Source organism: Vibrio penaeicida, from assembly GCF_002933855.1.
Lineage (GTDB): Bacteria > Pseudomonadota > Gammaproteobacteria > Enterobacterales > Vibrionaceae > Vibrio > Vibrio penaeicida_A.
Window position 1 is genome coordinate 98,106 of record NZ_BFAQ01000029.1, and the last position, 25,111, is coordinate 123,216.

The window sequence follows — 25,111 nt, forward strand, 5'->3', positions numbered from 1 at the left end:
GTAAAAAAGCCCCGCTAAGTGGATTTAGCGGGGCTTTTTTTGTTAGAACCTATCAATATGTTCGACTAGGAAGCGACATTCTTAAGCAATAAATTCTCACCTTTTTGACGGCTACGACGCTGACGTCGGAACAAAATCGCAATCAGTATGCCGCTTGCAAAACTCATCAGAATCATCAAGTACATGAGACGGTCACTATTGCGATAGTGGTGATCCGATATTGCGGTTACACGCCCTTTTTCAAAGGTAATACGCATAAAGCCAATCATGGCACCATCGTTGTAAATCGGTTCAACCAACTGCTGACGCCCAATGGCTGCAGTGCCTAAAGGCGTATCTAGCCCTAATACTTCACGTACGGGTTTTGCTTCGTGGCTGGCGGCTAGCTTAACGCCTTCTGCATCGTAGATTGTCGCATCGAGCACTAGACGCTCTTTAGAGAGTTGCTGAGTCAGTTTAAGCAGGTTTTCCTGATCTTGATTCACCAGCATATCACTGGCAGACAGCGCGGCTTGCGTGACCAAAACATTGGTCAATGTTTCTAACTGCCGCGCCTGAATGGCTTCGTTACCCTTACTGATAACCACACTGTTTTGCACCATGGAAAAAACCAGTAAAGCGAGTACGATCATCGCGATAATGCGTAAGAAGGCACGGAATGAAAATAGGGAACTGCTCATACAAAGGTTCGCCACTCGTTAAGATTTAAATTGATCATAAACTTGCGTTTCCAAATTGCAATAGGTTAAGTTTACGTTCACTACAGGATTAAACTGTCATGGACGCAATGAAAACTCTGCCAATTAAGAAACACATCACACTACTTAAACGTCTTCCAGAAACACGATTTGCCTCTCGCATTGATTTACAACGCGCGAACTGGATCATTTTTGGTTATTACCTTTCTCCTAACCACTTTGACGACATTGATTTTTACACAGGAACCTACAATGCCGTAGTAGCAACGTGGAAAGTCGGTCAATACGAAGTAGCGTTGATGACGGGCGAACTAACCAGTGAGCATGAAACCATTTTACAAGCGCTATCCCTCGATTACGCCAATTTGCATGATGTTCCGGATCTCAGTAAGCCTGGGTTGGTCGTGATGGATATGGACTCCACTGCTATTCAAATCGAATGTATTGATGAGATTGCTAAGTTAGCAGGTGTGGGTGAGCAAGTCTCCGAAGTAACAGAGCGCGCGATGCAAGGTGAGCTGGACTTTGAAGAAAGCTTGAGACAACGCGTCGGCGCGTTGAAAGATGCCGATGAAAGTATTTTGGAAGCGGTGAGAAGTGATTTGCCAATGATGCCAGATTTGCGTGAGTTCGTTGCTAGTTTACAAGCGTTTGGCTGGAAAACGGCAATAGCGTCTGGCGGCTTTACGTATTTTTCCGATTACCTAAAAGAGACGCTCAACCTAGACCATGCCCAATCGAATACGTTGGAAATTGTGGACGGTAAACTGACAGGACAAGTCTTGGGTGATGTTGTATCAGCGCAGACTAAAGCTGAAATCCTCAGTGAGCTTGCTGAACAGTACGACATTGAAACCCACAATACTATTGCCGTTGGTGACGGTGCCAACGACTTGGTCATGATGAATGCTGCGGGCTTAGGTGTGGCGTATCACGCTAAACCTAAGGTCGAGCAACAAGCGCAAACTGCCGTCCGTTTCAGTGGATTGGGCGGTGTGCTTTGTATTCTAAGTGCAGGGCTGGTGAAACAGCAGAAAGTGGCGTGGTAGAGATAGACCCTCTTGGTTACATCTTGGTTTTAGTATAAAACACGCGTGTTCAGAAACAAAAAAAGCGGACTATTGCAGTCCGCTTTTCTAATTTTCCCGTAAAACGAAATCAGGTCAATTCCAGCCTTATCAGAACCTCTTCCGTAATATCACTGAATTCACCGTACCCAACAAGGCTGGTAAATTCCTTCTCTAACGCTCTAGCATGGTGAATAGTCGCTTTGGCCAAGCTGCTCAACTCTTCATTGAGCAGGTTGGTTAATGAGTCGAAAATGGGCATACCAGAAATACGAATCACATAAAACTGACCAATTGATTTAGCTTTCTTTACAAATCGCATGCGCTCTTTTATCGATTCAAAATCACTGATTAAGCGAGTGTGGATTTCTTCAATCTGTTTGCCATTTTGAGTGACGGCGATATACAACTCATGAAATGCTGGCTCTGCTCCCTCAATAGGGCGCATGGGCGTGGCCAACAACGTATTTGTTCGGTTCTTAAAAATAGGTTCGAGTGAGAGTTTGCCACCGTGTCCTAAAGACTGGAAAATTTTAGTGAGACCATCCATTGGGAAATTCACACCAATGGCTCTTGGTTGCAATATCCGGTCTTTCTTTTCAATGTAGAAGGGAACAGACACCATTCTTCCCAATAGTAAATGGTGCATGGTGCTCAGCAGTTCTGAAGATGGAATGGGTTCATTATCTTCTTCAAGCTTACCCTGATTATGGTTGATCAATCGTTTTAAGAAATTTAGGCTGCGTGTGCTTTGAGCGTTTTCAATGATCGATAGGTGGACATTTTTGCAATCAGGGCTGAGTTTGATCACCTTGTACGGCACTTCTGACAAGGGCACACCACTGTCGTAGCGTTGAAGCTCAATATAATTCACATTGATTTCATCGCCAGCTTTGGCTTGCATAGGCGTCGCCAGTTTAATGTTCAACCCTCTACTGGAAAAGTCGATGGTTTTCCCTTTTAACGGCTCAGCGCTCTCCAATTGAGCTTCAACAGGGGAATCAAACATAAATCTTGGCTCAGTGCGGCGAGAACTTGAATCAAAGTATATGCCTTGCGGCGACCCGACTATCTGACGAGTATGGCGGAATCGATTGAGCTCTGAGCTTGGTATGCTAGGCTTTTCTGTCAACAAATAGTCGTGGCTGGTTTGCGCGTCGCTCACTTCTTGCAAAATACCTGTGTGTGTCAGAGTCTTAATGGTTTCTGACATTTCTGGTGCGACTTCTAATAAGTGTGAGATCTCATCTTTAGATAACTCAAACATATGCAGCCGGAATACACGCCAACTGTCACGTCTAGCCCCGACATGCCAAAATAGCTGCCTTTGCTCACGAGAAGCTTCAGGTAGCATCATGCTGTAGAACAGGGTCTTATCTTGATGCTCGTGCGTGAACGAATAGACAAAGTTACTGCTGGTTTTCATTCCCGGCTGGGTGAGGGGAGCCATTCGCTCACGGTTAAATAAGGTGCCTAGCGTTTGTTGGTTACGCTCATCATGCCAGTAAGTCCAAAGCCCTTGGTTGGCATCCGTCAGCAGTGAATATCGGAGTTCTGTGCCTGAGAAAAATAGTGGCAAGTTACTGGTGTGTTTGAGGTAGCTGTGTTCGTAGCCTCGGGAACGCGCTCGAAGAATGTGGTCTTGGTTGTCGTGTTTGGCTCTTTTCGAGCTGTTTTTTAGCATCAGCTCTATAGCATGAGAAATCGCATCGGTTTCGGTGAGTTTCATCAAACGAAGCCATTTCACGCTGTTATTTTCAAAGCAATTGTCTACACCAAGAATTCGATATTCCAGTGCTTCTTCTAATTCGGGGTTATTGGTTTCTTTCGCAAGCTGTACGAAACGTGCTTCTATGACTTCACCGAGTTTGTAGTCGAACGCACTTGGTACTTTGAATTTTGCACCTGAACTCGATAAATCAACACTGACACCGTGGATCTCTTGGCCTGACTTTAATTTGATATCAACTTGACTTGCCATGCGTAAGCGGTTTTCTTGACGCCGTAAATCGTAGCCTAACCGGATGGCTTCTGCTTCGTATGGGCTGTCTGGGTCGGTGATACTGTAGGTCATGTTTGGGCGATTTTTACTCATCACCCTAAAGTTATTACGAGTGTTGACCAATGCTTCCCATACGCCTTCGGTATAACCTCCAAAGCGCTTCACTTTTTTGTGATAGGCATTAATCGCTACGTCGTCGAGCCAGTGGGTTAGCCCCTCTAGCTTGTATTCGCGACACTCTCCTTGTACTCGTCCTCTCAAATCTATGGTCTTGGTGCATGGTGCCATCACGCGCTTCATTTCCATTTTGACCAAAATTTTGACCGACGGGTGCTCCCCTTCTGTCATTTGTGACAATACAAGGTCAAAGTCATCCGAACGGTATACGGGTATGAGGCGCTCTACGAGCGAGAGTATTTCAGCTTGTTCCATTATTTCTGTTAAAGTACTTGTCCTAATTGGGTTATCGACGACGTAATCGTTATCTTTAAAATAATTATACTCTTATGATCCGAGATATGACCCCAATGTTAAATTTTTATTGTAAATAATTGAGGGACGGCAAGTTCTATGGCGAAAGCAAAACGTGCATATGTTTGTAATGATTGTGGTGCAGATTTTCCCCGCTGGCAAGGGCAGTGCAACGCTTGTGGGGCGTGGAACACCATATCTGAAATTCGTCTTGCCGCTTCGCCCACTGTAGCCCGAAATGAAAGACTTTCAGGATATGCTGGCTCTGGTACGGAATCTAAAGTACAAAAACTTTCAGAAATAGATCTTCAAGAAGTCCCTCGTTTTTCTAGTGGATTCAAAGAATTGGATAGAGTGCTTGGCGGAGGTATTGTACCAGGGGCAGCTATTCTGATTGGTGGGAACCCTGGAGCCGGAAAATCAACACTTCTCTTACAAACTATGTGTTTGCTCTCAAGTCAAATGCCCTCGCTTTATGTTACTGGCGAAGAATCATTACAACAGGTTGCAATGCGGGCATCGCGATTGGGCTTGCCTAAAGACAGCCTCAGTATGTTGTCTGAAACCAACGTCGATAAAATTTGCCAAATTGCGGAAAAAGAACAGCCCCGCATAATGGTGATCGACTCCATTCAGGTGATGCATGTTGCTGATGTGCAATCGTCACCTGGTAGTGTGGCGCAGGTTCGTGAGTCCGCAACTGCTCTAACGCGCTACGCCAAACAGAACAATGTGGCCGTTTTTATTGTTGGCCATGTGACGAAAGATGGCACGTTGGCGGGGCCAAAAGTGTTGGAACACATTATTGACTGCTCGGTCTTGTTGGATGGTGGTACAGACACTCGTTTTCGCACTATGCGCAGCCACAAAAACCGTTTTGGTGCGGTGAATGAATTGGGTGTGTTTGCAATGACAGGGCAAGGACTAAAAGAAGTCAGTAACCCTTCTGCCATTTTCCTTTCCCGTGGCGAAGAGGAAACCTCTGGCAGCTCGGTCATGGTAGTGTGGGAAGGAACGCGCCCGCTGTTAGTCGAAATTCAAGCGCTGGTGGATTATTCTCAGCTGGCTAACCCGCGCCGAGTGGCGGTGGGCTTGGAGCAGAATCGCTTGTCTTTATTGCTGGCGGTTTTGCACAAACACGGCGGTTTGCAAATGGCCGACCAAGACGTATTCGTTAATGTAGTGGGTGGCGTTAAGGTGACTGAAACCAGTGCTGACCTTGCGTTAGTGATGGCGTTATTATCGAGTTTTCGAGACCGACCATTACCGAAAGATGTCGTGGTGTTTGGTGAGGTTGGGTTAGCGGGTGAAATCCGCCCTGTACCTAGTGGACAAGAGCGCTTGATGGAAGCTTTTAAGCACGGATTCACTAAAGCCGTTGTGCCCGCTGCCAATATGCCTAAAGGTGGAATTAAAGGCATGCAAATCCACGGTGTTAAGAAGCTATCGGAAGCGATTGAAGCCTTTGATGAGTTGTAAGGCTTGAAAGGGATTTCAAACTACGAAATCCCGAATTCACTACTATCACGTATTCACTATTGTCACGTATCACTAAATTACGTGCTCACTGTATCAATTGAATAATGGGATTGCCGAATTACTGCGAGTTGATTGTTCCGCTGACTGTCGCTACATCGGTTTCAGATCCATCAGAAACAGTATAGGTGAAACTGTAATTTTCACCGTACGCTTCAAGTTCCAGTTTATGATCGTGGCGAACGAAAACCAATCCAGCATCATTTACCCAGGTTTGCCAACCGGGCTGCATATCAATCCCGTTAATTTGCGTAATTTGTAACTGATCTCCGTTTGGATCACTGTCGTTATCGAGTACCGGAATAGTGATTCTGGCACCGTAGGCAACGTTGTTGTTTGGGTCATCGACTGCATCTGGAGCTGTGGCAGGGTAAATAGTACCGCTGACCGTTGCAACGTCAGTTTGATTTCCATCTGCTATCGTGTAAGTGAAGCTGTAATTCTCGCCGTAAGCCTCCAATGCCAGTGTCTGGTCTTGCAGAAAGTAAACCAATCCGGCACCATTTACCCATGTTGCCCATCCGGGCTGCATATCAATTCCGTTGATTTGCGTGATTCGCGTATCTTCTGTGGTTGTATCGTTGTTTAATACTCGAATGGTAATGGTTTGCCCATACGTTACATTGCTATTGGGATCATCCTGAGCATCAATGGAACTTGGAGCTGAAATGAAACCATTCCCTCTACCGACATCGGTGTTCGACAAGTTCACCAAAGAATTGTCAGCAAACCTGATTCTTTCAACATCTCTACCGCGTATTGACTGACCTGAACCAGAAATATGGAATTCAACAGCGTCACCAGAAATTGAATAGCTTGAAGGGTTAGCAGACAAGACTAAGGTATCGAAACCTCGTCCGCCATCAACCCTACCATGGCTGGTTCGAATTTCGTCGTTGCCATCATTTCCGTATATATCATTCGTACCGCCTCCGCCACGAATATCATCATCTCCGGAACCTCCATAAAGACGATCATTCCCGTTTAATCCGGAAATCACATCATTACCACTTCCTCCGAAAATACTGTCATCATAGTTAGAGCCTGTGACGGTGTCGTTTCCATCGTGCGTCAGCATAACGAAACCATTAAATATCCCGCTGTTAGCTCCCCAGTGGGAGGCATCTAAAACACTTTTATCCACGTCGCTGATAATGTTGTGGTAGTAGAAAGTTCGATTGTTGGACACGTAGTCCATCAACCACCCAGCTGGTTTGGAAGTGAAAGAACCGTTTTTTTTATGGAACAGACCAAATGATTTTTCTGCGTGATTGACATCGCCATTGGGCTTATTGTTGTCGTAAGCGCTAAACTGAGAATTGTATTCAAACGAGTGGCTATCCAGCACATGGTGCGCAATAACGCCTTTCAGGTTTTCGTTCCCCCAGCTATCGAGTACACCAAATGCTTCTGCAAACCAACGTGCTTGATCAAGTTCTCCATCAGGGCCAGCATTTCTATACCCAAGATAAGAAGGCACTCCAAACTCTGTAATCCATAGGTCGGTCTGGTCGAATCCGTTTTCTAACATGATGCGTTGCACATCATACAGAGCACCTTGAAAACTATAGTGATAATCCCAGCTAGCTATATGAGCACCAGCCTCGGGAACGTCAACCCATGCGGTTGGTCGACCTGATTCTGGGCTGGTAAAAGTGCGGATGTAAGTTGTATAGGGATGAATAGAAATACCATCTACACTAGTCCCTAATTCGGAGATCTTCTGTGAAAGTGTGCTGAGGTATGTGTTTAAATAAGGGACATCATTGTGGGCAATTCCTCCTCCTATTACATTTACATCAAAGCCAAGTTGTAGTGCATCGATGGCTTTGGCTGTATAAGCTAAGTAATTGGCGTAATGAGCTGCATTTGCTAGTGAGACAGCATAGTATCTGTGAGTATTACTATCTGTAACGACATACCCACCGTCTTCTGCCTGAAATCCCATATTGGGTTCATTACCGACTTCCCAGCCAGCTATAGTGTTCCGGTACTGTGGCAGGTTTTCGTAAACTTCGTTCACATAGATGGCATAGCGGTTTGCCAGCTCAGGGATGTTGTTTACAGTTGGGGCATCAGCATTTGTTCCTCCTTCACGAATCAGATCCCTCGGAGTTTGGCCCGGCTGTAAAATTACCTTGATTCCCCGAGTCTGCGCTTCCAATAGATAAACTTCTAATCCGTCTAATACCCATTGTGGAACACCGTTTGGTGTGGTCCATGTCAGGTCTAAGGGAATACGAAGTATATCGCTCCCTGCCAAGCTTGACATGTGAATAAGGTCTTGCACCTCTACACCTTGATGTGCGGGAGCAATATGAACATCATTTACTTTGTAATCTTTGTGAAGTACTTGTAAGCCTAGTGCAATAGAAAAAATATCCATAATCTAGTCCTGTTCAGAGTTTCCTATCACCGGTATCGAAGCCATAGATAGGGGGAGTTCATGATTATGCGGGTAGTTGGTGACTCAAATTCTAAAGATTTAGCATGGGATAATTAATTTTAATAATAAAAAAAACAATTAGTTAAGTGTTGGGGAGGTTTTGTGAATTGGACTCCTTTAGAAAATGTGTATACACAAAATTTATTCGCTTATTCGCTTATTCGCACTGCTATCATGCCCTTAAAGCAGCTTTAGATTAGCGCACCTAAAATCAGAAAAGTTGCATTTAGGCACTGTGTCTCAAAGTCGTAGAGTGGATCTCCTTAATAAGAATTTCGTCGTCGCTTGGGTAAGATCCAATAAAAAATGCCACCGACAAGCGGTGGCATTCATTGGATTTATTAAACTAAAATGCGCTTAGTTTTCTATGTATCTTAAGTATCGATGCGCCTTAGTTTCCGATGAGCATTAGTTTTCGATACGCATAGCACGTACATCAAAACCATCACTGTTCGCATCGTAACCAGACTGTGATTCTGGAATTAGGTGCGTACGGTCAACAAAACGTACCGCAGTAAGCAGACAGTTGTCGTACTTAGCGTCGTTGAACAATTTGTCGATCTTCTTGTTCGTGATTAGGTAGTTGTTCTCTAGTTCAGTTTCAACTACTTCCCAACGGCTTGCACGGATACCATTGTCTACACAAGAGAGTTTAACTTTCACTAAACCTTGCTCAGCCCAACGCTCGTAGTCCCAGTTGTTCGCAGTGTACTCGTCCAGTCTTAGACGTTTACCTTTGATAGGACAACCAGAGTATTTACCGTTAGAAGCCATGTTGAACGTAGTGATGCCTTCTCTACCTACACCGTAGAAGTTTTTAGTGTGCAGGATACTTAGAGGGTCATAACGCCATGGTTCACTTGTCGCACGGTAACCTTCTTGGTCTACCACTACGTTACCCAGTGTAGAGTCTACCTCTAGGTTACAGCTGATAACTTCAGGTGCTGGCTCGCCACCATTCAAACAGTTAAGCAACTCTGGGCTACCTGCTGGGAATAGCACTTCACACGTATCTTTGTTTGGATTCACTTTCGTTACATGAGTACGTACTTTGTTTACCAAGATACCGTATGAATCAGGAAGACCTTTGTCTGCAATAGCAATCGCGGTGTGGAAGCGGTCTGCCGTAAATTTAATACGTGCAACATAGAAACCCTGACCGTCGCGGCTTGCGCTAGGTGAGGCTGGTAAGCTTACACGCTGACCATCAAAACTCGCGTTTGAACCACCGTCCAGTTTTGCAGATTCGATATCACCACGAACCCATACTGCTACATCACGGTATGCATTGTTGGCACTGTTGTGATAGTTACGTTTAGTGTAACGAATTTCAACTTCGTACTCAGAGCCCGGTGTTGTTGGGATAAACGTACGCAAGTTTACTGTAGAAGCGTTGTTTTTAGGGTAAGACAAATCGTAACGCTTACCGCTTACATAGATAGCTGGCTTGTGCTTCTGACAGTGGTAAGTATCTGAATCCAATTCTGTTAGATACTGTTTCTTTTGATCCCACCAAGGAAGTGGGCTGCCGAAGTTGTAAGTTTTATGTTTACCTACTTCTGCGCGAGCCTCACAAACTTGATCAACAAGACGGCGAATTTCATCTACACCGATGCTGTTGCGAAGTTCATCAAACTGATTTGAGCCCAACATTTTTCTAAGAGTGTTCCACGTCCAACGCGTTTCAAACAAAATGTTTTGACCGCTGGTGGTGTAAGCTGCTTTGTTACTTGGTGAGAGAGTTTGGTTAGGTGAAAGGTCAACAGTTGCCCAGTATCCCCAAACTTGATTCTTGTAGCTATTAAAGTCCTGTACGTACTCTTCAGCTTTTGGTTTGTTATTATCAATGACACTTGCGGGTACAAATGCCTGTGCTTGTGTTGCTGCAAGTGCTACTAGGCCTGCAGCTAAAAGTTTCAATTTCATTACTCTAAATTCCTTTGTGTTTTCGTCTCGGTAAAAACACTCAGCAATGCAGCCTACCTAAAAGCAAACACCCTAAATAAGGTTGTTTAGGTACTGTCATTTTGCGCCCTCATCTCTCAATGAGTTAGCCCTAAGAGTTGCGGTAGAATACATGATCTTCATTCAAAAAAAATGCAGGAAAACACGCATTCTCATATATGCTACTGATATCTTATATCAGAGATGGCTAATTTAGATTGTGGGAAATAGCACCGAAGAGAAAAGGAACTGCATAACTCCGGGGTTGGAGGAGATTGAGTCATGCAGTTCAACCTAAGGTACTAGACCCTAAGACTTCTAATTTTCGATACGAAGATTACGAATATCATAACCATCGCTTATTGCGGAGTAACCAGGTTGATCCTCTGGGATAAGATGTGTTCTGTCTACGAAGCGAATCGCTCGAAGTAAACAAGACTGGTAATCATCATCGTTGAACACTTTATCAACTTTCTTATTGGTGATAAGTAGGTTGTCTGGGCGTTCAGTTTCTAATGTTTCCCAGCGTGCAACACGTATGTTGTTCTCGTCTAAGCATGCTAGTCGTACTTGAATCCAGCCTTGTTCTGCGAAACGATTGTAATCCCAGTTATTGCCAGTGAACTCTTCTAATCTTAGTGTCTTGCCATAGATTGGACAGCCCGAATATTGGCCATTGTTCGCTAATCTCAAGGTTGAGATGCCACCTTTACCTACGCTGTAGTAGTTTTTCACGTGGAAAAGGTTGTTTGGATCGTAACGCCAAGGTTCTGCTTCAGCTCGGTATCCCGCTTTATTTACTTTGAAGTTGCCTAAAGTCTCATCGACTTCTAGATTACAGCTCAACATATCAGGTGTTTGCTCTCCGCCAGAAGTGAGACATTTTTTCAGACCGCCACTGTTGGGTGGGAAGAACAGTTCACACGTTTCTTTAAAAGGATTAACCTCGGTGACTTCGGTTTGGATTTCATTGATCAATAGACCATACGAGTCTGGGTGGCCACTGTCTGCCAATGCAATTGGTGTGTAGAATCGATTTGCTGTAAAGCTAATAGTCGCTACGTTGAATCCATCTTCTTGGTTGGCATCAGAGATAGCAGGGTTAGCTGGCAAACGTACACGTTGACCGGTAAAGGCTATATCACCAACACCTTGTAGTGATGCTTCTTCAAGCGCTCCACGAACCCAAACATTCATGTTGCGGTAAGCTTGTGCTTCTGTGATCCCGAAACGTCTAAAATTGTAGTTACGTTTGTGATACTTGATGGTTAGTGAGTATTTAGAGCCCGGTGTTGTTGGAATAAAAGTGCGCATATTCACAGTAGAAGATTTCTGTGGATAGGAAAGAGGGTAAACAACACCGTTTACAGTAATTTTTGGGTTGTTGCGGTTACAGTGATAAATATCGGAATCCATTTCAGCAACGTAGCCACCAACAGAAGGCGCACCATAGTTGTAGGTACGCTGTGTTCCCACTTCAACGCGAGCCTCACATTGTTTATCAATAAGCTGACGAAGCTTTTGAACACCAATGTCTTTTCTTAGCGTATTGAAAGCTTGTTTTCCCAACATGCGGCGCATGGTGTTCCATGTCCAACGCACTTCAAATTGAAGTTCATCGCTGTTATTCACGTATAATGCTTTGTCAGAAGGGGTTAGGTCAGGTGTTCCGGGTGTGAAATCCACCGTGCCCCAAGAACCTCGATCGGTTTGGTTAGCGAAACCGTTAAAGTTCTGAGTGTAAGTTTCCCCTGATACAGCAAATGTAGATACTGTCGCAAGAGCCAAAGTAGAGGCAGTTAAGAGCAATCGCTTAGTCATAACGTCCATTCCTTGTATTTATAGTTAGTGCGGTGCTTATCGAAATACCGCTTTTATAGATAACCCACTTAAAACTCTCTCCCAAAGCTCAAAGTGGTAAATTAGCAACCTATTGTTTATAGGTTTACCAATAAGTGTTGGGCAAAAAATAAGCTAAATAGGCAACTTCGCCTACATGATAAAAGTGTTAATTGATGAGAGGATGGTCAGTCTGAAAAGAGGGATTTCTAGCACTTTACTAAGCGGTATGAACTACGTAATAAAACCGTCATATATATCTATCTAATTTGCTTGATAAATATTAGTGGGAAAATAGGCGGTATCAATATTGATACCCTTTCAAGCATTACATACTTTGTTTGAACTAAAATTATAAAAAATGAATTTTTGTCTTTTTATTGTGATCCTCTGTCAAAAATTGACTTGATTTTTATATTGACATCCGAGATTTCCATTTAAGAAAAGAAGAATTATTCGCTGAAAACGTCTTCTTGAAGTAACTTGATCTTAATGCGCGACTTAAAAAACGGAGCCTTCATTGAATTCATCTTCATATTGGAACGAAACCCCTGTCTATTTTGCTTGGAAACAAGCGCTGCATAATTGGATAGACCCGCAATCTCCAGAATATCTTTCAGCAGAGAAACGGGTGGCCGTGTTTGATTTAGATGGCACCATGTGGTGCGAGAAACCGTATTTTACTGAAATCTTCTTTGTTATTGATAAGTTAAAAGCGGCATTGCAAGAAGATTTGGATGAAACTGTTCGCTATCAGGTTTCAGATGCGGTAGCGCTGGCTGAAAAACAGCTTGCGGGTTCTGGGATGGTTTTAATCGATGCTTTTAACCTTGCATACCCTGATTACTCGAACACACAGTTGGAAATGATGAGTGGTGAATGGCTGGATAGAGCGAAACATCGTGATTTCTCTTGTTCTCATTTGGAGCTCGCTTATTTACCCATGAAAGAGTGGATAGATGCACTTCATGCCCAGCAATTCACTTGTTACGTTTGTACTGGCAGCTCTGAACCATTTGTTCGCCCATGGATTGAAGCGGTATTCGGTATTCATGCTGATAGGGTATTGGGATCTGAACTGTATGGTAAAAGTGGAGACCAACCGATCACTCTTAATATAAATGAAGAGAAAGTGTGTTCTGTTGAGTCGCGTTGTGAAATCGCTCCGGTATTGGTAGTTGGGAACTCGGACGGTGACTTTGAATTACTAGAGTGGGCGTTAAAGAAGAATCCATCTGCTCAATGTTATGTGGTTGACCATGATGATCCTGAAAGAGAATACCAATACCCGCTAAGCCATTCCATAGAACATTGGCTTGCGCAAGATAACACCCAGTTAACACGTATTTCTATGAAGAATGATTGGTATCGTGTCTTTACAGGTAGCCATAAAAAAGTCTAACCTTTGAATCTGAAAATGTGTCCCCACTTATACTTGTACAAACTTGAATAGTTGTACAAACTCGAAATGCAGAGTTCAAAGTCGAATTTCTTAACTAAGAAAGAAGAGTAAAGCTTGTTGATGAGAAGGCAAGGTAGCCGAGTGGCAAACCTTTTCGAGGTAACTGAGTATAAAGGGACATGGTGAGTTAGCGCGTATTCATCAAATTGAAAAACTTTTAAGGCTACTTTTTACTTCCAAGAGCTACTTTTTATTTCAAAATAATGTTAAAAAGTTTTTTTTCTACAAATGCACGCAAGGGTATCAGTCTTGACAGATTGTGATATACTCTGCGCGCATTTTATATCCTATTAATAGAGTAAGACAATGGCAGATTTATCGAAATACAGAAACATTGGTATTTTCGCGCACGTTGATGCGGGTAAAACCACAACGACTGAACGTATCCTTAAGCTTACTGGTCAGATCCACAAGACTGGTGAAGTTCACGATGGTGAATCAACAACTGACTTCATGGAACAGGAAGCTGAGCGCGGTATTACAATTCAGTCGGCTGCAGTAAGTTGTTTCTGGAACGATCACCGTCTAAACGTTATCGATACTCCTGGACACGTTGACTTCACAGTTGAAGTATACCGTTCTCTTAAAGTACTTGATGGCGGTATCGGTGTATTCTGTGGTTCTGGTGGTGTTGAGCCTCAGTCAGAAACTAACTGGCGTTACGCGAACGAATCAGAAGTATCTCGTCTTATCTTCGTAAACAAACTGGACCGTATGGGTGCAGATTTCTACAACGTTGTTGATCAGGTGAAGAACGTACTTGGTGCTAACCCACTAGTTATGGTTCTACCAATCGGTCGCGAAGATGAGTTCGTTGGTGTTGTTGACCTACTAAGCAAAAAAGCTTACGTATGGGACGATTCTGGTCTTCCAGAAAACTACGAAATCCAAGATATCCCAGCAGATATGGTTGACGACGTAGAACAATACCGTGAAGAGCTAATCGAAACGGCTGTAGAGCAAGACGACGACCTAATGGAAGCGTACATGGAAGGTGAAGAGCCTTCTATCGAAGACATCAAGCGTTGTATCCGTAAAGGTACTCGTGATCTAGCGTTCTTCCCAACATTCTGTGGTTCTGCATTTAAGAACAAGGGTGTTCAAATCGTTCTTGACGCTGTAGTTGATTACCTACCAGCTCCAACAGAAGTTGATCCTCAGCCTCTAACAGACGCTGAAACAGGTGAACCAACGGGTGAAGTTGCAACAGTATCTGCTGACGAGCCACTACGTGCTCTAGCATTTAAGATCATGGACGACCGCTTCGGTGCGCTTACGTTCATCCGTATCTACTCTGGTGTACTTAACAAGGGTGACACAATCCTTAACTCTGCTACAGGTAAAACTGAGCGTATTGGCCGTATGGTTGAGATGCAAGCAGATGAGCGTAACGAACTGACTTCTGCACAAGCGGGTGACATCATCGCTGTAGTAGGTATGAAGAACGTTCAAACTGGTCACACTCTATGTGATCCTAAGCACGAGTGTACGCTTGAGCCAATGATCTTCCCAGAACCAGTAATCTCTATCGCTGTTGCTCCTAAGGACAAAGGCGGTTCTGAGAAAATGGGTATCGCTATTGGTAAGATGGTTGCAGAAGATCCATCATTCCAAGTTGAGACTGATGAAGATTCAGGTGAAACAATCCTTAAAGGTATGGGTGAACTTCACCTAGACATTAAGGTTGATATCCTTAAGCGTACTTACGGCGTAGACCTAATCGTTGGTCAACCTCAGGTAGCTTACCGTGAGACTATCACTCAAGCGATTGAAGATAGCTACACACACAAGAAGCAGTCTGGTGGTTCTGGTCAGTTCGGTAAGATCGACTACCGTATCAAACCAGGTGAGCCAAACTCAGGCTTTACGTTCTCTTCAACAGTTGTTGGTGGTAACGTACCTAAAGAATTCTGGCCTGCAGTAGAGAAAGGCTTCGCGTCAATGATGGAAAACGGTGTTCTTGCTGGATTCCCAACTCTAGACGTTGAAGTTGAGCTATTCGACGGTGGCTTCCACGCAGTTGACTCATCTGCAATCGCATTTGAAATCGCAGCGAAAGGCGCATTCCGTCAGTCTATGCCTAAAGCGGGCGCTCAACTTCTAGAGCCAATCATGAACGTTGACGTGTTCACTCCAGAAGACAACGTTGGTGACGTAATCGGTGACCTTAACCGTCGTCGTGGTATGATCAAAGACCAACAAGCTGGTACTACTGGCGTACGTATTAAAGCTGATGTACCTCTATCTGAGATGTTTGGTTACATTGGTCACCTACGTACAATTACTTCTGGTCGTGGTCAGTTCTCTATGGAGTTCGCACACTACTCAGCATGTCCACAGAACGTTGCTGAAGAAGTAATTGCTAAAGTTAAAGAAGAGAGAGAGAAGAAGTAATTCTTTTCCTCTAACGTAACTTTAAAGCCCCGTCAGCCTTGCTGACGGGGCTTTTGTTTTATGAGGGGCTTTTTAAGTTTTGGATGCGATTAGCCTATGTGTTTTATAGGTTATGCTTTAAGTTTTCGAACGTAATGACTTTGTGTAATAGCAGCGTTGAACGTTTGGCTGTCAACCAGTTCAAAGTTGAGTGGCGCGCTTAGGTTGCCAAACAAAGGAGAACCGCCACCTAGTAGTACAGGAATAGATGTTAAAATCAATTCGTCTATCAGATCCTCCGCTAAGAAATTTTGTATGGTGATCCCGCCATCAATATACAAATCGATAAACCCTTTCTCATTCAAGTCGCGAACTACTGCTTTCAACTCTCCGTTGATAAGAAAGATTTTATCCTCGTATCCTTGGGGGACCGATGTCATGGAGTGGCTCAATACAAAAACGGGTTTATCGTAGGGCCAATCAACGCCAAAGCTCAAAATGGTATCTAGGGTATTTCTTCCCATAATTAGACCGTCTACACGCTCCATCAGAGCTGAGAAGCCCATGTCATTGCCCTCAGGTATTGAAGCTGAATGAAGCCAATCTAGATTGCCTTCTTTGTCTGCGATATACCCATCGAGGCTGGTCGCAATAAAAACGATGTTCGCCATTAGTGATTTCCTTCTTAAAGGGGAAGTAAGTGTCTGAATGTTTTACTGTGTGGCTCTAAAGAATATTCATTAGAATGACTAGAGGCTAGCGAGCTTTACTTGCGCACTGTATTTTTTCCATTCCATTTGAGTGAGTAGTCCGTTTCGATGACCGTTAACCCTTCACGACCAAGACAACAAAACTCTTGGACTTGTTGCTGAATCCAAGTGGCAAATGTTTGGATTTTATCGCGGCGAAAATAACCTGAAGGAGCACATAAAAAGTAATTAAATTTGGGTTTTAAGCCAACATCGCCAATTCGTACCAACTTTCCTTCTTGCAAATAACGATAAGCGAGGCTGTGTTTAACCAACGCCACGCCTTGTACCGACAACGCACCTTCTAAAACGAAATGGGAACCATCGTACTGAAGAGTGGATTTTCCTGCTTCTATACCAAGCGATTGCTGCCATAATTTCCAGTCCATATCTGGCCACATATCTTCAATCAGGTCAGCTTTACTTAGATCTTCGATAGTGTTGATCTGGTGTTCTTTTTGATAGAGCGGGTGGCAAACTGGGTACACCACTTCATCCATTAGCCAAATACTTTCGACGTTTTTGTAATTTCCCGTCCCATAGCGAATGCATAAATCGACACTGGAATCTTGAAAGGTGACTAATTCATTTTTGGGCTCAATAAGTAAAGCGATTTCTGGATGTCTTTCTCTAAAATGCCGAATTCTAGGTACCAGCCAATGTTGAGCAAAAGATGGAAGCGTTGAAATTGATAATCTATTTGGATCGGGATCTTGGTTTATTTGTCGAATTCCGTCTTGTAAATGCGCAAAGCCTTTTTGAGCTTGTCTGAATAACATTTCACCTTCATGGGTTAAATGAACTTTCCTATGCTGACGGACAAATAACTCGGTTCCAAGCCAATCTTCCAGTAGTCGAATTTGTTGGCTAACTGCAGCTGCCGTTACAAATAAACGGTTAGCCGCTGCTTTAAAACTTCCCGATTCCCCAGCAATATAAAAATAGTAAAGTCCTTGAAGCGGCGGCATTTTATCTTTCACTTAAGTTTTCCTTAACTCAATGTCAATTTCTATCGTTTGTCTACGCAGTTAAATTGATTAATTATTAACCCTGAAGCTTAAACTAATCAAGGAGGAAATGATGACTGCATCAGCGATTTATTCAGCACGAGTAGTGGCAAGAAAACCGGCAGGCTTAATCAAGAAAATTTTCTCTGAGATTAAGCGATGGCATCGAAATTATCACACGCGTAAGCAGATGACGGAAATTCCCGTTCACTTGCTTGACGATCTCGGTTTGACGAAAGAACAGGTCTATCACGAAACTCGACGACCGTTTTGGGATTAACTCCAAGTTAGCGACCTTCCTGTATCCCGTTTTGTTGTCGGCGTAGGAGCTATCAAAACGTTTAATGTGTCGCGCACTCAGCATGGTTATCATGCTGAGTTTTTCTTTTTTTAAGGCGACTTCTTTTTAGCGGAAAGAAGACCGATGTTTTAAGCTTGGAGACTGGTCTCTAAGTTCTCTGAAATAGCGGAGACTTCAAAATGCATCCAATCTGAGAAGGCTTTTATTCGATCACGGCGTGGAGAGTGAGGATCGGAAAACAAATGAAATTTAAGACCTGGTGTCATACCGATATCAAAAGGTTTAACGAGCAATCCACGTTCAATATAGTCAGATGCTAAACATTCCGTTGCTAAACAAGCTCCATGACCCGCTATAACGGCGTTCATGGCTAAATCAAAAGTGCCTACCTCCATCCATTGAATGAACGATTTTTTCATTTTTACATCGACAAGTTTAAACCAATCTTCCCATGGGAAACATTTCGATTCGTAATGTATTAACCAGCAGTCTAGTAGCTGTTTGGGATGAGTGAAGTTAATGGAATTCGCGAGAGCCGGAGAGCAGTATGGAAAAATCTGTTCTTCCAGCAACATTTCTTTAATCAAGCCTTCAGAGTTATCCATATCATCGCCTTGCCAAACCGCCACATCAATGTTCCCGTGACGAAGATCCAAATCGTCACAAGAAGTGATCACTCTGATAGGAATATTTGGGTGTAGCATGGAAAATTTCCACAGACGAGGCAGTAACCAGCGAGAAGCAAATGATGGGGGGGCACTCACCGACAATACACCTTCGACGGGTTCGTTGGTTATTTGATTCAAACCTTTCAAAATATGTTCAAAGCCACGAGAAACTTGTCCGAAAAGTGTTTTTCCTTTTTCCGTTAACGCCATTTCTCGACCTTGGCGTATAAACAGCTTACACCCCAATGCTTCTTCTAACTGGCGTATTTTCTGACTTACAGCCGCTTGGCTAACGAATAGTTCTTCTGCTGCTTTACTATAGCTGCTTAAGCGTGCTGCTGTTTCAAAATACCGGAGCCCTGATAAGTGGCGTAGTCTTGAGTCCATAACTTCTACTTATATTATTTGTAAGTAATCGTCGTTCGATTATTACCTATCCGAATCTCATAATAACGACAAATGATAAGAACTAACAAGTCGTATATGAGGAGAGGTACTATGAGAATTGCGCTTAATTGGGGTTTTGATTTTGAAATTTCATTACCTAACTATCAGTTTTCTTGGAGTTTTGGTACTAAAAAAGAGAAAGAGAATTATGCAGAGATTACCGATATGTCTAAGCATCTTCAAAAAGATGTCGGTGTTCAAATAAGCTCCACTTCCAATCAAGATTACATACGCTATTTATAAGCCGGAGTTATTTATGAAATACCTGGGAAACAAGCAATTTTTACACTGTAAGAGACCTTATGGTGACGTGAGTACCTTACTGTATCTAGTGGATAGGAATGAGAAAGGGAACCATAAGGCTCCCTTTAAGAATGAAAAGATAACCAGCTAGGATTATTCTTCCCAAACGATAAGTTTGCCTTTTGGCCAGTTTGCACCGACATCGTGATATTTCTTTTCCAGTATATGGCGTTTAATTTTAAGTGTGGGAGTGAGAATGCCGTTCTCGATACTCCAAGGTTCTTTCACCATGAGCACACCTTTAATCTGTTCATGAGATTCTAGCGTCTGATTAATGCGCTCGATGACTCTAGCGGCACGCTTTTCATAGCGAGCTGGATCGAAATTAGGGTAGGCATGTGGTATCGCGAGTAGGATCGGTGCGGGCAAGCCAGAACCTATCAAGCACATCATTTCTACTTTGCTGTACTCAAACAATTTTTTCTCAATAGGTACTGGAGCGACAAACTTCCCTTTGGCTGTTTTAAAGGTGTCTTTCTTTCTACCTTGAATGGTTAAGTAACCATCGCTATCAATAGAACCAATATCGCCAGTGTGCAGCCAACCGTCTTCATTAAATGATTCTTTGGTGGCTTCATCATTGTTGTAATACCCTGCAAACATACCTTGGCTGCGCACGAGTATCTCTTCATCTTCTGCTAGTTTGAGTTCTACGCCAGGTCCTGCATTGCCCACCGACCCAATTTTATCGGCTTTAAATGGGTAGTTTAGTGTGCTGTATGCAAAGGATTCGGTCATGCCCCAAGCTTCGGTAATGTTCAAACCAACGGAGCGATACCATTCCAAAAGTGCAGGGGAAACAGGTGCCGAACCACAACCCAATATACGAGCTTCATTCAGTCCTAGCCCATCTGCCAATTTCTTTTTGATGAGCGAGTTAATGAATGGAATTTTCAGCAAAATATTCAGTTTTTTCTGAGGTAACTTTTCTTGAATCCGCTGTTGGAAGACCGTCCACAAACGTGGAACGGAAATAAATAGTGTCGGTCTTTGCATCTTCACATCTTCAATGAAGGTATCCAAAGACTCTGGAAATGCGGTCATAACGCCTTCGCGAATCGACGTACCGAAAATATAGACGCGTTCCGTTATATGAGCGAGAGGAAGGTAGGACATCAATCGATCGTTGCCATCACTATCCACACCTAAGTGCTCAATTAATTTCTGACTGGACCAATTGAATGCGCCGTAGGTTAACATTGCGCCTTTTGGTAACCCCGACGTACCAGAGGTGTATACGATAGACATCAATTTGTCGTCGTAATGTTCCGGTCTTAGTTCACTGGGAGCTTGGTCCTCTATCAGTGTTGTGAACTCATGTTGGCAAGCTGGTGCAGAGTCGTAAGGAAGCGAAATGCTGGTCAAGTCGCTTAACTTATTCATAACTTCGGTTGTCGCAGTAGAGTCATCCAACTTACCTGCAATAAGCGCCTTACTGCCGCTGTGCGTTATACAGTGCTCAATCGTGTCACTACCAGCGGTTGGGAATATAGGAACACTTATGTAGTCTCCCAGCATCAAGGCAAGATCGGTGATAAACCATTCCGCACAGTTTTTAGAGATTAGCGCTATTTTATCTCCGGGTTCCAAACCCAAAGATTGTAATGCGGAAACCAGCTTAAGTGCTTTGTCGGCAACATCAGCATAAGTAAATTCTACAAATTGTCGGTTAATGATCTGTTTGAGGTAAACTTCATTTGGGCGTTCCTGAGCCCATTTCAAGATCAGTTCATTTGGGGGTGTGAGAGAGCATTTCGCGTTATGTGTCGTTTGAGGCTGAACCATCAGGTGACTCCATGTCTTTTTTATAATGAATTGTAATTGTTATCATGATGTTAAACTAGTCGTTAAGTATAGCCTCGGTCAACCGTGGTTTTCAAATTTTGCGATGTCTTGAGATCGTTTACTCACTTGATGATTTCAGGAAGGATTGGATAAATTGAATACCGAAAGATAGATGAGCGAATTGTGTTAAGAATTTCCGAAGAAAAGTAGATGTGAGGACCGAGATCATGATTTTATAACCAAACTTTCTTTTCCTAATCATTGCATTATTTCTAACCGCTTTTTTGTTTTTATATTGAGCTTATCTTTGTTTGAAGATCTAACTATATCCAACTAGCCTTATAGATGAGAGACAGTTCTCTGGCAGATAATTGGAGTGAATTATGGGTTCAGCAATTATACATCTCATCAGGATCTGTACAGGCAAGGTGATCAAAAACCAATCCGGCGTTACTGCAATCGAATACGCGATTATTGGTGTGGCATTATCGGCAATCGTGATCGCGATATTTGATAATGATTTACAGGTATTCCTTTCGGAAGCGATCATTTCTATTTCTGAAGGTGGGGCTTCGTCTTACTCGGAATAAATTTTGTGGTTATTGGTTGGTTAGCTCATTAGATCATTGGCGTTTAGCCTGTGATTTTAAGTCACTGCATTATTGCTTTGTTCACTAACGTGAATAGATTCTTCATAGCACCGTTCATTGATAAATAAAGGCGAAATTCAGTAAGTTTAATGCGCTCAAAAAATAATTTTCTCCTTTTTACTCCTCTCTTTTTTTGGTTTTCAGCCTTTAGTATTGCTTCGCATTTAGATCGTTGGTCAAACGGCCTCGTTATTCATTGTGATGCTCCGGTTCTTGAATATCATCAAACTATTGGATTAGGAAATGGAAAAAAGGGCAAGTATGTAAATCAAAATCTGGATTCGTCTTTCATTCACGTACAACCCCATTTTGATACTAAAGCAAAGCCAATAAATCAGTGGCTTATTGCGGATATTCAAAACTTAGGTGTTGATAAAAGCTGTGCAGAGTATTTGGTGTCTCGTGGTGAGTTTTCTGTAGCGAGAGAGCCCGACTTATTGGCGTATGTAACGTTTACTTTTAAGAAAGATGAGCTGACTAAAGAATCGATGTGGGTATTGGATTATATCGCCAAGTCCGTCACGCAAAACCATTCCTCTTTGCAACTTGAAAAACGAGCCGACCAAAGCGGCAATCATCTGTCGTTGTCGATAAGGTTATCCGATGAAATCGAAGCGTATCTTGCTCTGCACGAGATTAATCCTAATACCTTAAACTTGCCGGAAAGACATTAAGGCAAGGGCTCAGTGATGAGTCACACCTTCACGTGGGTCATGCTCTGGGTGTTGCTCAAGAACTTGGGTAATATAGCCTTGATGATCACGAAGCACATTGACGCAATTACCATCCAGCTTTCCGTCCGCTACCATTTTCTCTAATTCGAGAAGTGCCGACGTTACACACCAAGCTTGAGCATAAGGACGGTGGCTCGTTAAAGCATCGAATATATTCGCTACCGCGACAATTCTTGCTGAAACAGGAATATCGCTATGACTCGCTCCGTTAGGGTAACCACTACCGTCCAGAAACTCATGGTGATAAGTCATAATATCTTTCAGTACATGGATGCAAGGGTGATCAGGTGAGCCCAAATTATGGAGGATCTTGTTGATTATGATTAAGCCTTTATCAATGTGGCTTTCCATGACTTTTCTTTCTTGTGCGTTGAGCGGAATTGGCTTGAGCAACAAGGTATCAGGCAAAGCAATTTTGCCAATATCATGCAAGCGAGAAAATAAATGAATATGTTCAATGGTTTCATCATCCAGCTCATATAAGTCTGACACTTCTAATGCAATCAATTTGGCGTAAAGGCTTACTCGCAAAATGTGCTCATCAGAATCGCTTTGCGCACCAGGGTATATGTCTCTAGTCAATTCGGCGGAAGTCAAAATGGAATGCACCAATGAGTATTCCGAGTTTATGGTGAAGTTGATTTGTTCACAAAAAGGCATCAGTTCGTTTTGAACTTGTGGGCTAAACACATGGCTTTGGTGTGAATTGAAGTTAATAAACCCGATGAATTGGTTGTGATGGTATGTCGGAACGGTAAATGAAGAAAGGTAGCCTTGTTCAATCAACCATCGCGAGTGGTGTCGATTGGAATTGACCGTTGTTGCAATATCATTGATGACGCGGTAAAGATTTTTATTGGCACATTCTTGAAGGGATCGACACTCTGAAAAAGGGTATTCATGGTGGCTTAATGTATTTCCATCCGTATCACTTTCAGCGTAGGTACGAAGAAGATCCAAGTGCGCATCGTATAGTGTGAATGAGATCCGATCCACTTGAGGCACTTTATCTTTGATTTGATGGTGAACGTGCTCAAGATGTTGGTTTAATGATGCCATTTGACTTGGAAAAGAATGAAACGACTGACGCTGCCGAATAAACATAACCGCGATCCTCTATGTCTAAAGCCTTGAGTGCGAATTTTTATAAATAAATGTGCACTTAAGATAAGTGAATATCTAACGATCAAGTCTAGTCAAGGAAACGATCTTTTGCAGAAATATCGCTCAATATATTAGCTATTCAAGAAAGTAAAAAAACCGAGCGTGTAAGGCTCGGTTTTATCTTTATTTGAACAAGCTTTAAGCTATTAATTAACCAATCCTTAAGCCATTAATTGACCAAACAATAAGCCTGCAGCAATGAAAAATGCCACAAGAGCAACGATGGGAAGTTTACGTTGTTTCAACAAATAAAATCCGGCTAATACCACAGCCATGTCTGCCCCCGTCAATACACCACTGGTAAAAACAGGCTGGTAGAGAGCCGCCAATAAAAGACCAACGACCGATGCGTTTACACCTGCGACAGCACCCGCTAATTTGGGTTTACTTGCCAACTCTTGCCAATTATCCAATACCGCTAATAACAGTAAAAAACCTGGTAGAAAGACGGCTATGGTCGCTAGCAAAGCACCAGCAACAGGTGAGGTGGGCAATAGTTCGTAGCCGATGTAAGTGGCAAAAGTAAACATAGGACCCGGTACGGCTTGAGCCGCAGCATAACCGGTAAGAAATGCGTCTTGGCTGATCTGTTCACCGACAATATTTTGCAACAGAGGCAGAACCACATGACCGCCACCAAATACCAAGCTGCCTGCTTGAAAAAAGTCACTGAACAGTTGTACTTCTTTCATTAAGTTACCCACGAAAGGTAAACCAATTAAGAGAACAGTAAACGCAATCAGAGGCATCCAATTGATTTGTATTGGCTGGGTGACATTCTTTTCTTTCGGTTGCCCTTTTAAAAAGGCTTGACCAACAAGAGCGGCAATCACTAAAACCGTCATCTGGGTATACAGATTAGGGAACAGAAGAAGTGCCATAGCAGTTGCAACACACAAGGCAATTGTCACTTTATGCTGGCAGAAATTCCTATACATGCCGATCGTCGCATCGGCAACTACAACAACGGCGAGCAATTTCAGTCCGTGAATGACATTCTGGAAAATACTGGAATCCGTGAGTTGGCTACTGAGAATAGCCAGACTTAACATCAGAATAATGGACGGTAATGTAAAGCCTAAAAAAGCCGCCGTTGCACCCGTAATCCCCCCTTTGCGATAACCTATTGCAAAGCCCACTTGGCTAGAGCCTGGGCCAGGTAAGAATTGGCTGAGTGCAACAATCTGTGCGTATTCTTCTTCACTGAGCCATTTGAGCTTTTCAACAAAGGTACTTCGAAAGTAGCCAATATGCGCTGCTGGGCCACCAAAGCTTACCCAACCAAGCAGGAAAAAGGTTTTAAAAATCGAGAACATCTACCAAGTCCAATTTAAATACAGTGGTTATTGGTAGAAAGATTACTGGCACGACATAAATGATTCAAATTGATAGTTTTAATATAGAATATGAATGAAATGGGTTTGGGTTTTAGTTTGGTTTTGGTTGAAAGTAATAGTGGGGTAGG

19 protein-coding genes and 1 riboswitch are annotated in these 25,111 nt (G+C 43.1%); of the genes, 8 read left to right on the top strand and 11 right to left on the bottom strand.

Features of this window, described 5'->3' with window-relative positions; genetic code table 11:
* Positions 1-65: 65 nt before the first annotated feature.
* Positions 66-680, bottom strand: a complete 615-nt coding sequence (locus tag VPNCDNU1_RS17380; protein ID WP_104401484.1) for a YtjB family periplasmic protein — start codon at positions 678-680, stop codon at positions 66-68.
* Positions 681-778: 98 nt separating this feature from the next.
* Here VPNCDNU1_RS17380 and serB point away from each other — a divergent pair, with 98 nt between their 5' ends.
* Positions 779-1,747, top strand: coding sequence for a phosphoserine phosphatase (gene serB, locus VPNCDNU1_RS17385; protein WP_104401485.1), 969 nt, complete (start codon positions 779-781; stop codon positions 1,745-1,747).
* Between the two features lie 109 nt (positions 1,748-1,856).
* Here serB and VPNCDNU1_RS17390 read toward each other — a convergent pair whose 3' ends face one another.
* Positions 1,857-4,199 carry a PilZ domain-containing protein gene (locus VPNCDNU1_RS17390; protein WP_104401486.1) on the bottom strand — a complete coding sequence of 781 codons (2,343 nt, stop codon included), beginning with the start codon at positions 4,197-4,199 and terminating at the stop codon, positions 1,857-1,859.
* Between the two features lie 138 nt (positions 4,200-4,337).
* On the opposite strand from VPNCDNU1_RS17390, the gene radA reads away from it, so the two are divergent.
* Positions 4,338-5,717 (top strand): DNA repair protein RadA, encoded by a 1,380-nt coding sequence (gene radA / locus VPNCDNU1_RS17395; RefSeq protein WP_104401487.1) that lies wholly within the window; start codon positions 4,338-4,340, stop codon positions 5,715-5,717.
* A gap of 118 nt (positions 5,718-5,835) precedes the next feature.
* Here radA and VPNCDNU1_RS17400 read toward each other — a convergent pair whose 3' ends face one another.
* The 3 genes from VPNCDNU1_RS17400 to VPNCDNU1_RS17410 form a co-directional block, all read right to left on the bottom strand.
* Positions 5,836-8,160: an Ig-like domain-containing protein gene (locus VPNCDNU1_RS17400; RefSeq protein WP_104401488.1), complete on the bottom strand. Its 2,325-nt coding sequence runs from the start codon at positions 8,158-8,160 to the stop codon at positions 5,836-5,838.
* 468 nt (positions 8,161-8,628) lie between these two features.
* Positions 8,629-10,146 (bottom strand): hypothetical protein, encoded by a 1,518-nt coding sequence (locus VPNCDNU1_RS17405; RefSeq protein ID WP_104401489.1) that lies wholly within the window; start codon positions 10,144-10,146, stop codon positions 8,629-8,631.
* A gap of 39 nt (positions 10,147-10,185) precedes the next feature.
* Positions 10,186-10,286, bottom strand: a riboswitch (cyclic di-GMP riboswitch).
* A gap of 196 nt (positions 10,287-10,482) precedes the next feature.
* Positions 10,483-11,985 (bottom strand): hypothetical protein, encoded by a 1,503-nt coding sequence (locus tag VPNCDNU1_RS17410; RefSeq protein WP_174715153.1) that lies wholly within the window; start codon positions 11,983-11,985, stop codon positions 10,483-10,485.
* A 538-nt stretch (positions 11,986-12,523) separates the two neighbouring features.
* On the opposite strand from VPNCDNU1_RS17410, the gene VPNCDNU1_RS17415 reads away from it, so the two are divergent.
* Both VPNCDNU1_RS17415 and fusA read left to right on the top strand, forming a co-directional pair.
* Entirely contained in the window at positions 12,524-13,405 is an 882-nt protein-coding gene (locus VPNCDNU1_RS17415; protein ID WP_104401490.1) for an HAD family hydrolase, read from the top strand.
* A gap of 366 nt (positions 13,406-13,771) precedes the next feature.
* A complete protein-coding gene (gene fusA, locus VPNCDNU1_RS17420; protein WP_104401491.1) occupies positions 13,772-15,859 on the top strand; it encodes an elongation factor G in 2,088 nt (695 codons plus the stop codon).
* A gap of 110 nt (positions 15,860-15,969) precedes the next feature.
* On the opposite strand, the gene VPNCDNU1_RS17425 is transcribed toward fusA, so the two are convergent.
* Entirely contained in the window at positions 15,970-16,509 is a 540-nt protein-coding gene (locus tag VPNCDNU1_RS17425) for a dihydrofolate reductase family protein (protein ID WP_104401492.1), read from the bottom strand.
* Positions 16,510-16,604: 95 nt separating this feature from the next.
* Positions 16,605-17,567 carry a LysR substrate-binding domain-containing protein gene (locus tag VPNCDNU1_RS17430; RefSeq protein WP_104401493.1) on the bottom strand — a complete coding sequence of 321 codons (963 nt, stop codon included), beginning with the start codon at positions 17,565-17,567 and terminating at the stop codon, positions 16,605-16,607.
* A gap of 97 nt (positions 17,568-17,664) precedes the next feature.
* On the opposite strand from VPNCDNU1_RS17430, the gene VPNCDNU1_RS17435 reads away from it, so the two are divergent.
* The gene (locus VPNCDNU1_RS17435; protein ID WP_371410800.1) at positions 17,665-17,874 is read left to right on the top strand and encodes a DUF1127 domain-containing protein; all 210 of its coding nucleotides are present in this window, start codon (positions 17,665-17,667) and stop codon (positions 17,872-17,874) included.
* Positions 17,875-18,023: 149 nt separating this feature from the next.
* Here VPNCDNU1_RS17435 and VPNCDNU1_RS17440 read toward each other — a convergent pair whose 3' ends face one another.
* Entirely contained in the window at positions 18,024-18,950 is a 927-nt protein-coding gene (locus tag VPNCDNU1_RS17440; protein WP_104401495.1) for a LysR substrate-binding domain-containing protein, read from the bottom strand.
* A 111-nt stretch (positions 18,951-19,061) separates the two neighbouring features.
* Between VPNCDNU1_RS17440 and VPNCDNU1_RS17445 the strand changes: the two genes are divergently transcribed.
* Entirely contained in the window at positions 19,062-19,253 is a 192-nt protein-coding gene (locus VPNCDNU1_RS17445) for a hypothetical protein (protein WP_104401496.1), read from the top strand.
* A gap of 153 nt (positions 19,254-19,406) precedes the next feature.
* Here VPNCDNU1_RS17445 and VPNCDNU1_RS17450 read toward each other — a convergent pair whose 3' ends face one another.
* Complete coding sequence (locus tag VPNCDNU1_RS17450) at positions 19,407-21,098, bottom strand: AMP-binding protein (protein WP_104401497.1); 1,692 nt, start codon at positions 21,096-21,098, stop codon at positions 19,407-19,409.
* A 383-nt stretch (positions 21,099-21,481) separates the two neighbouring features.
* On the opposite strand from VPNCDNU1_RS17450, the gene VPNCDNU1_RS17455 reads away from it, so the two are divergent.
* On the top strand, positions 21,482-21,688 hold the full coding sequence (locus tag VPNCDNU1_RS17455; RefSeq protein WP_104401498.1) for a Flp family type IVb pilin: 207 nt from the start codon (positions 21,482-21,484) through the stop codon (positions 21,686-21,688).
* A gap of 149 nt (positions 21,689-21,837) precedes the next feature.
* Positions 21,838-22,422, top strand: a complete 585-nt coding sequence (locus VPNCDNU1_RS17460) for a hypothetical protein (RefSeq protein ID WP_104401499.1) — start codon at positions 21,838-21,840, stop codon at positions 22,420-22,422.
* Positions 22,423-22,431: 9 nt separating this feature from the next.
* On the opposite strand, the gene VPNCDNU1_RS17465 is transcribed toward VPNCDNU1_RS17460, so the two are convergent.
* Both VPNCDNU1_RS17465 and chrA read right to left on the bottom strand, forming a co-directional pair.
* Entirely contained in the window at positions 22,432-23,586 is a 1,155-nt protein-coding gene (locus VPNCDNU1_RS17465) for an HD domain-containing phosphohydrolase (protein ID WP_104401500.1), read from the bottom strand.
* A 221-nt stretch (positions 23,587-23,807) separates the two neighbouring features.
* Positions 23,808-24,962 carry a chromate efflux transporter gene (gene chrA, locus VPNCDNU1_RS17470; RefSeq protein WP_104401501.1) on the bottom strand — a complete coding sequence of 385 codons (1,155 nt, stop codon included), beginning with the start codon at positions 24,960-24,962 and terminating at the stop codon, positions 23,808-23,810.
* Positions 24,963-25,111 lie beyond the last annotated feature (149 nt).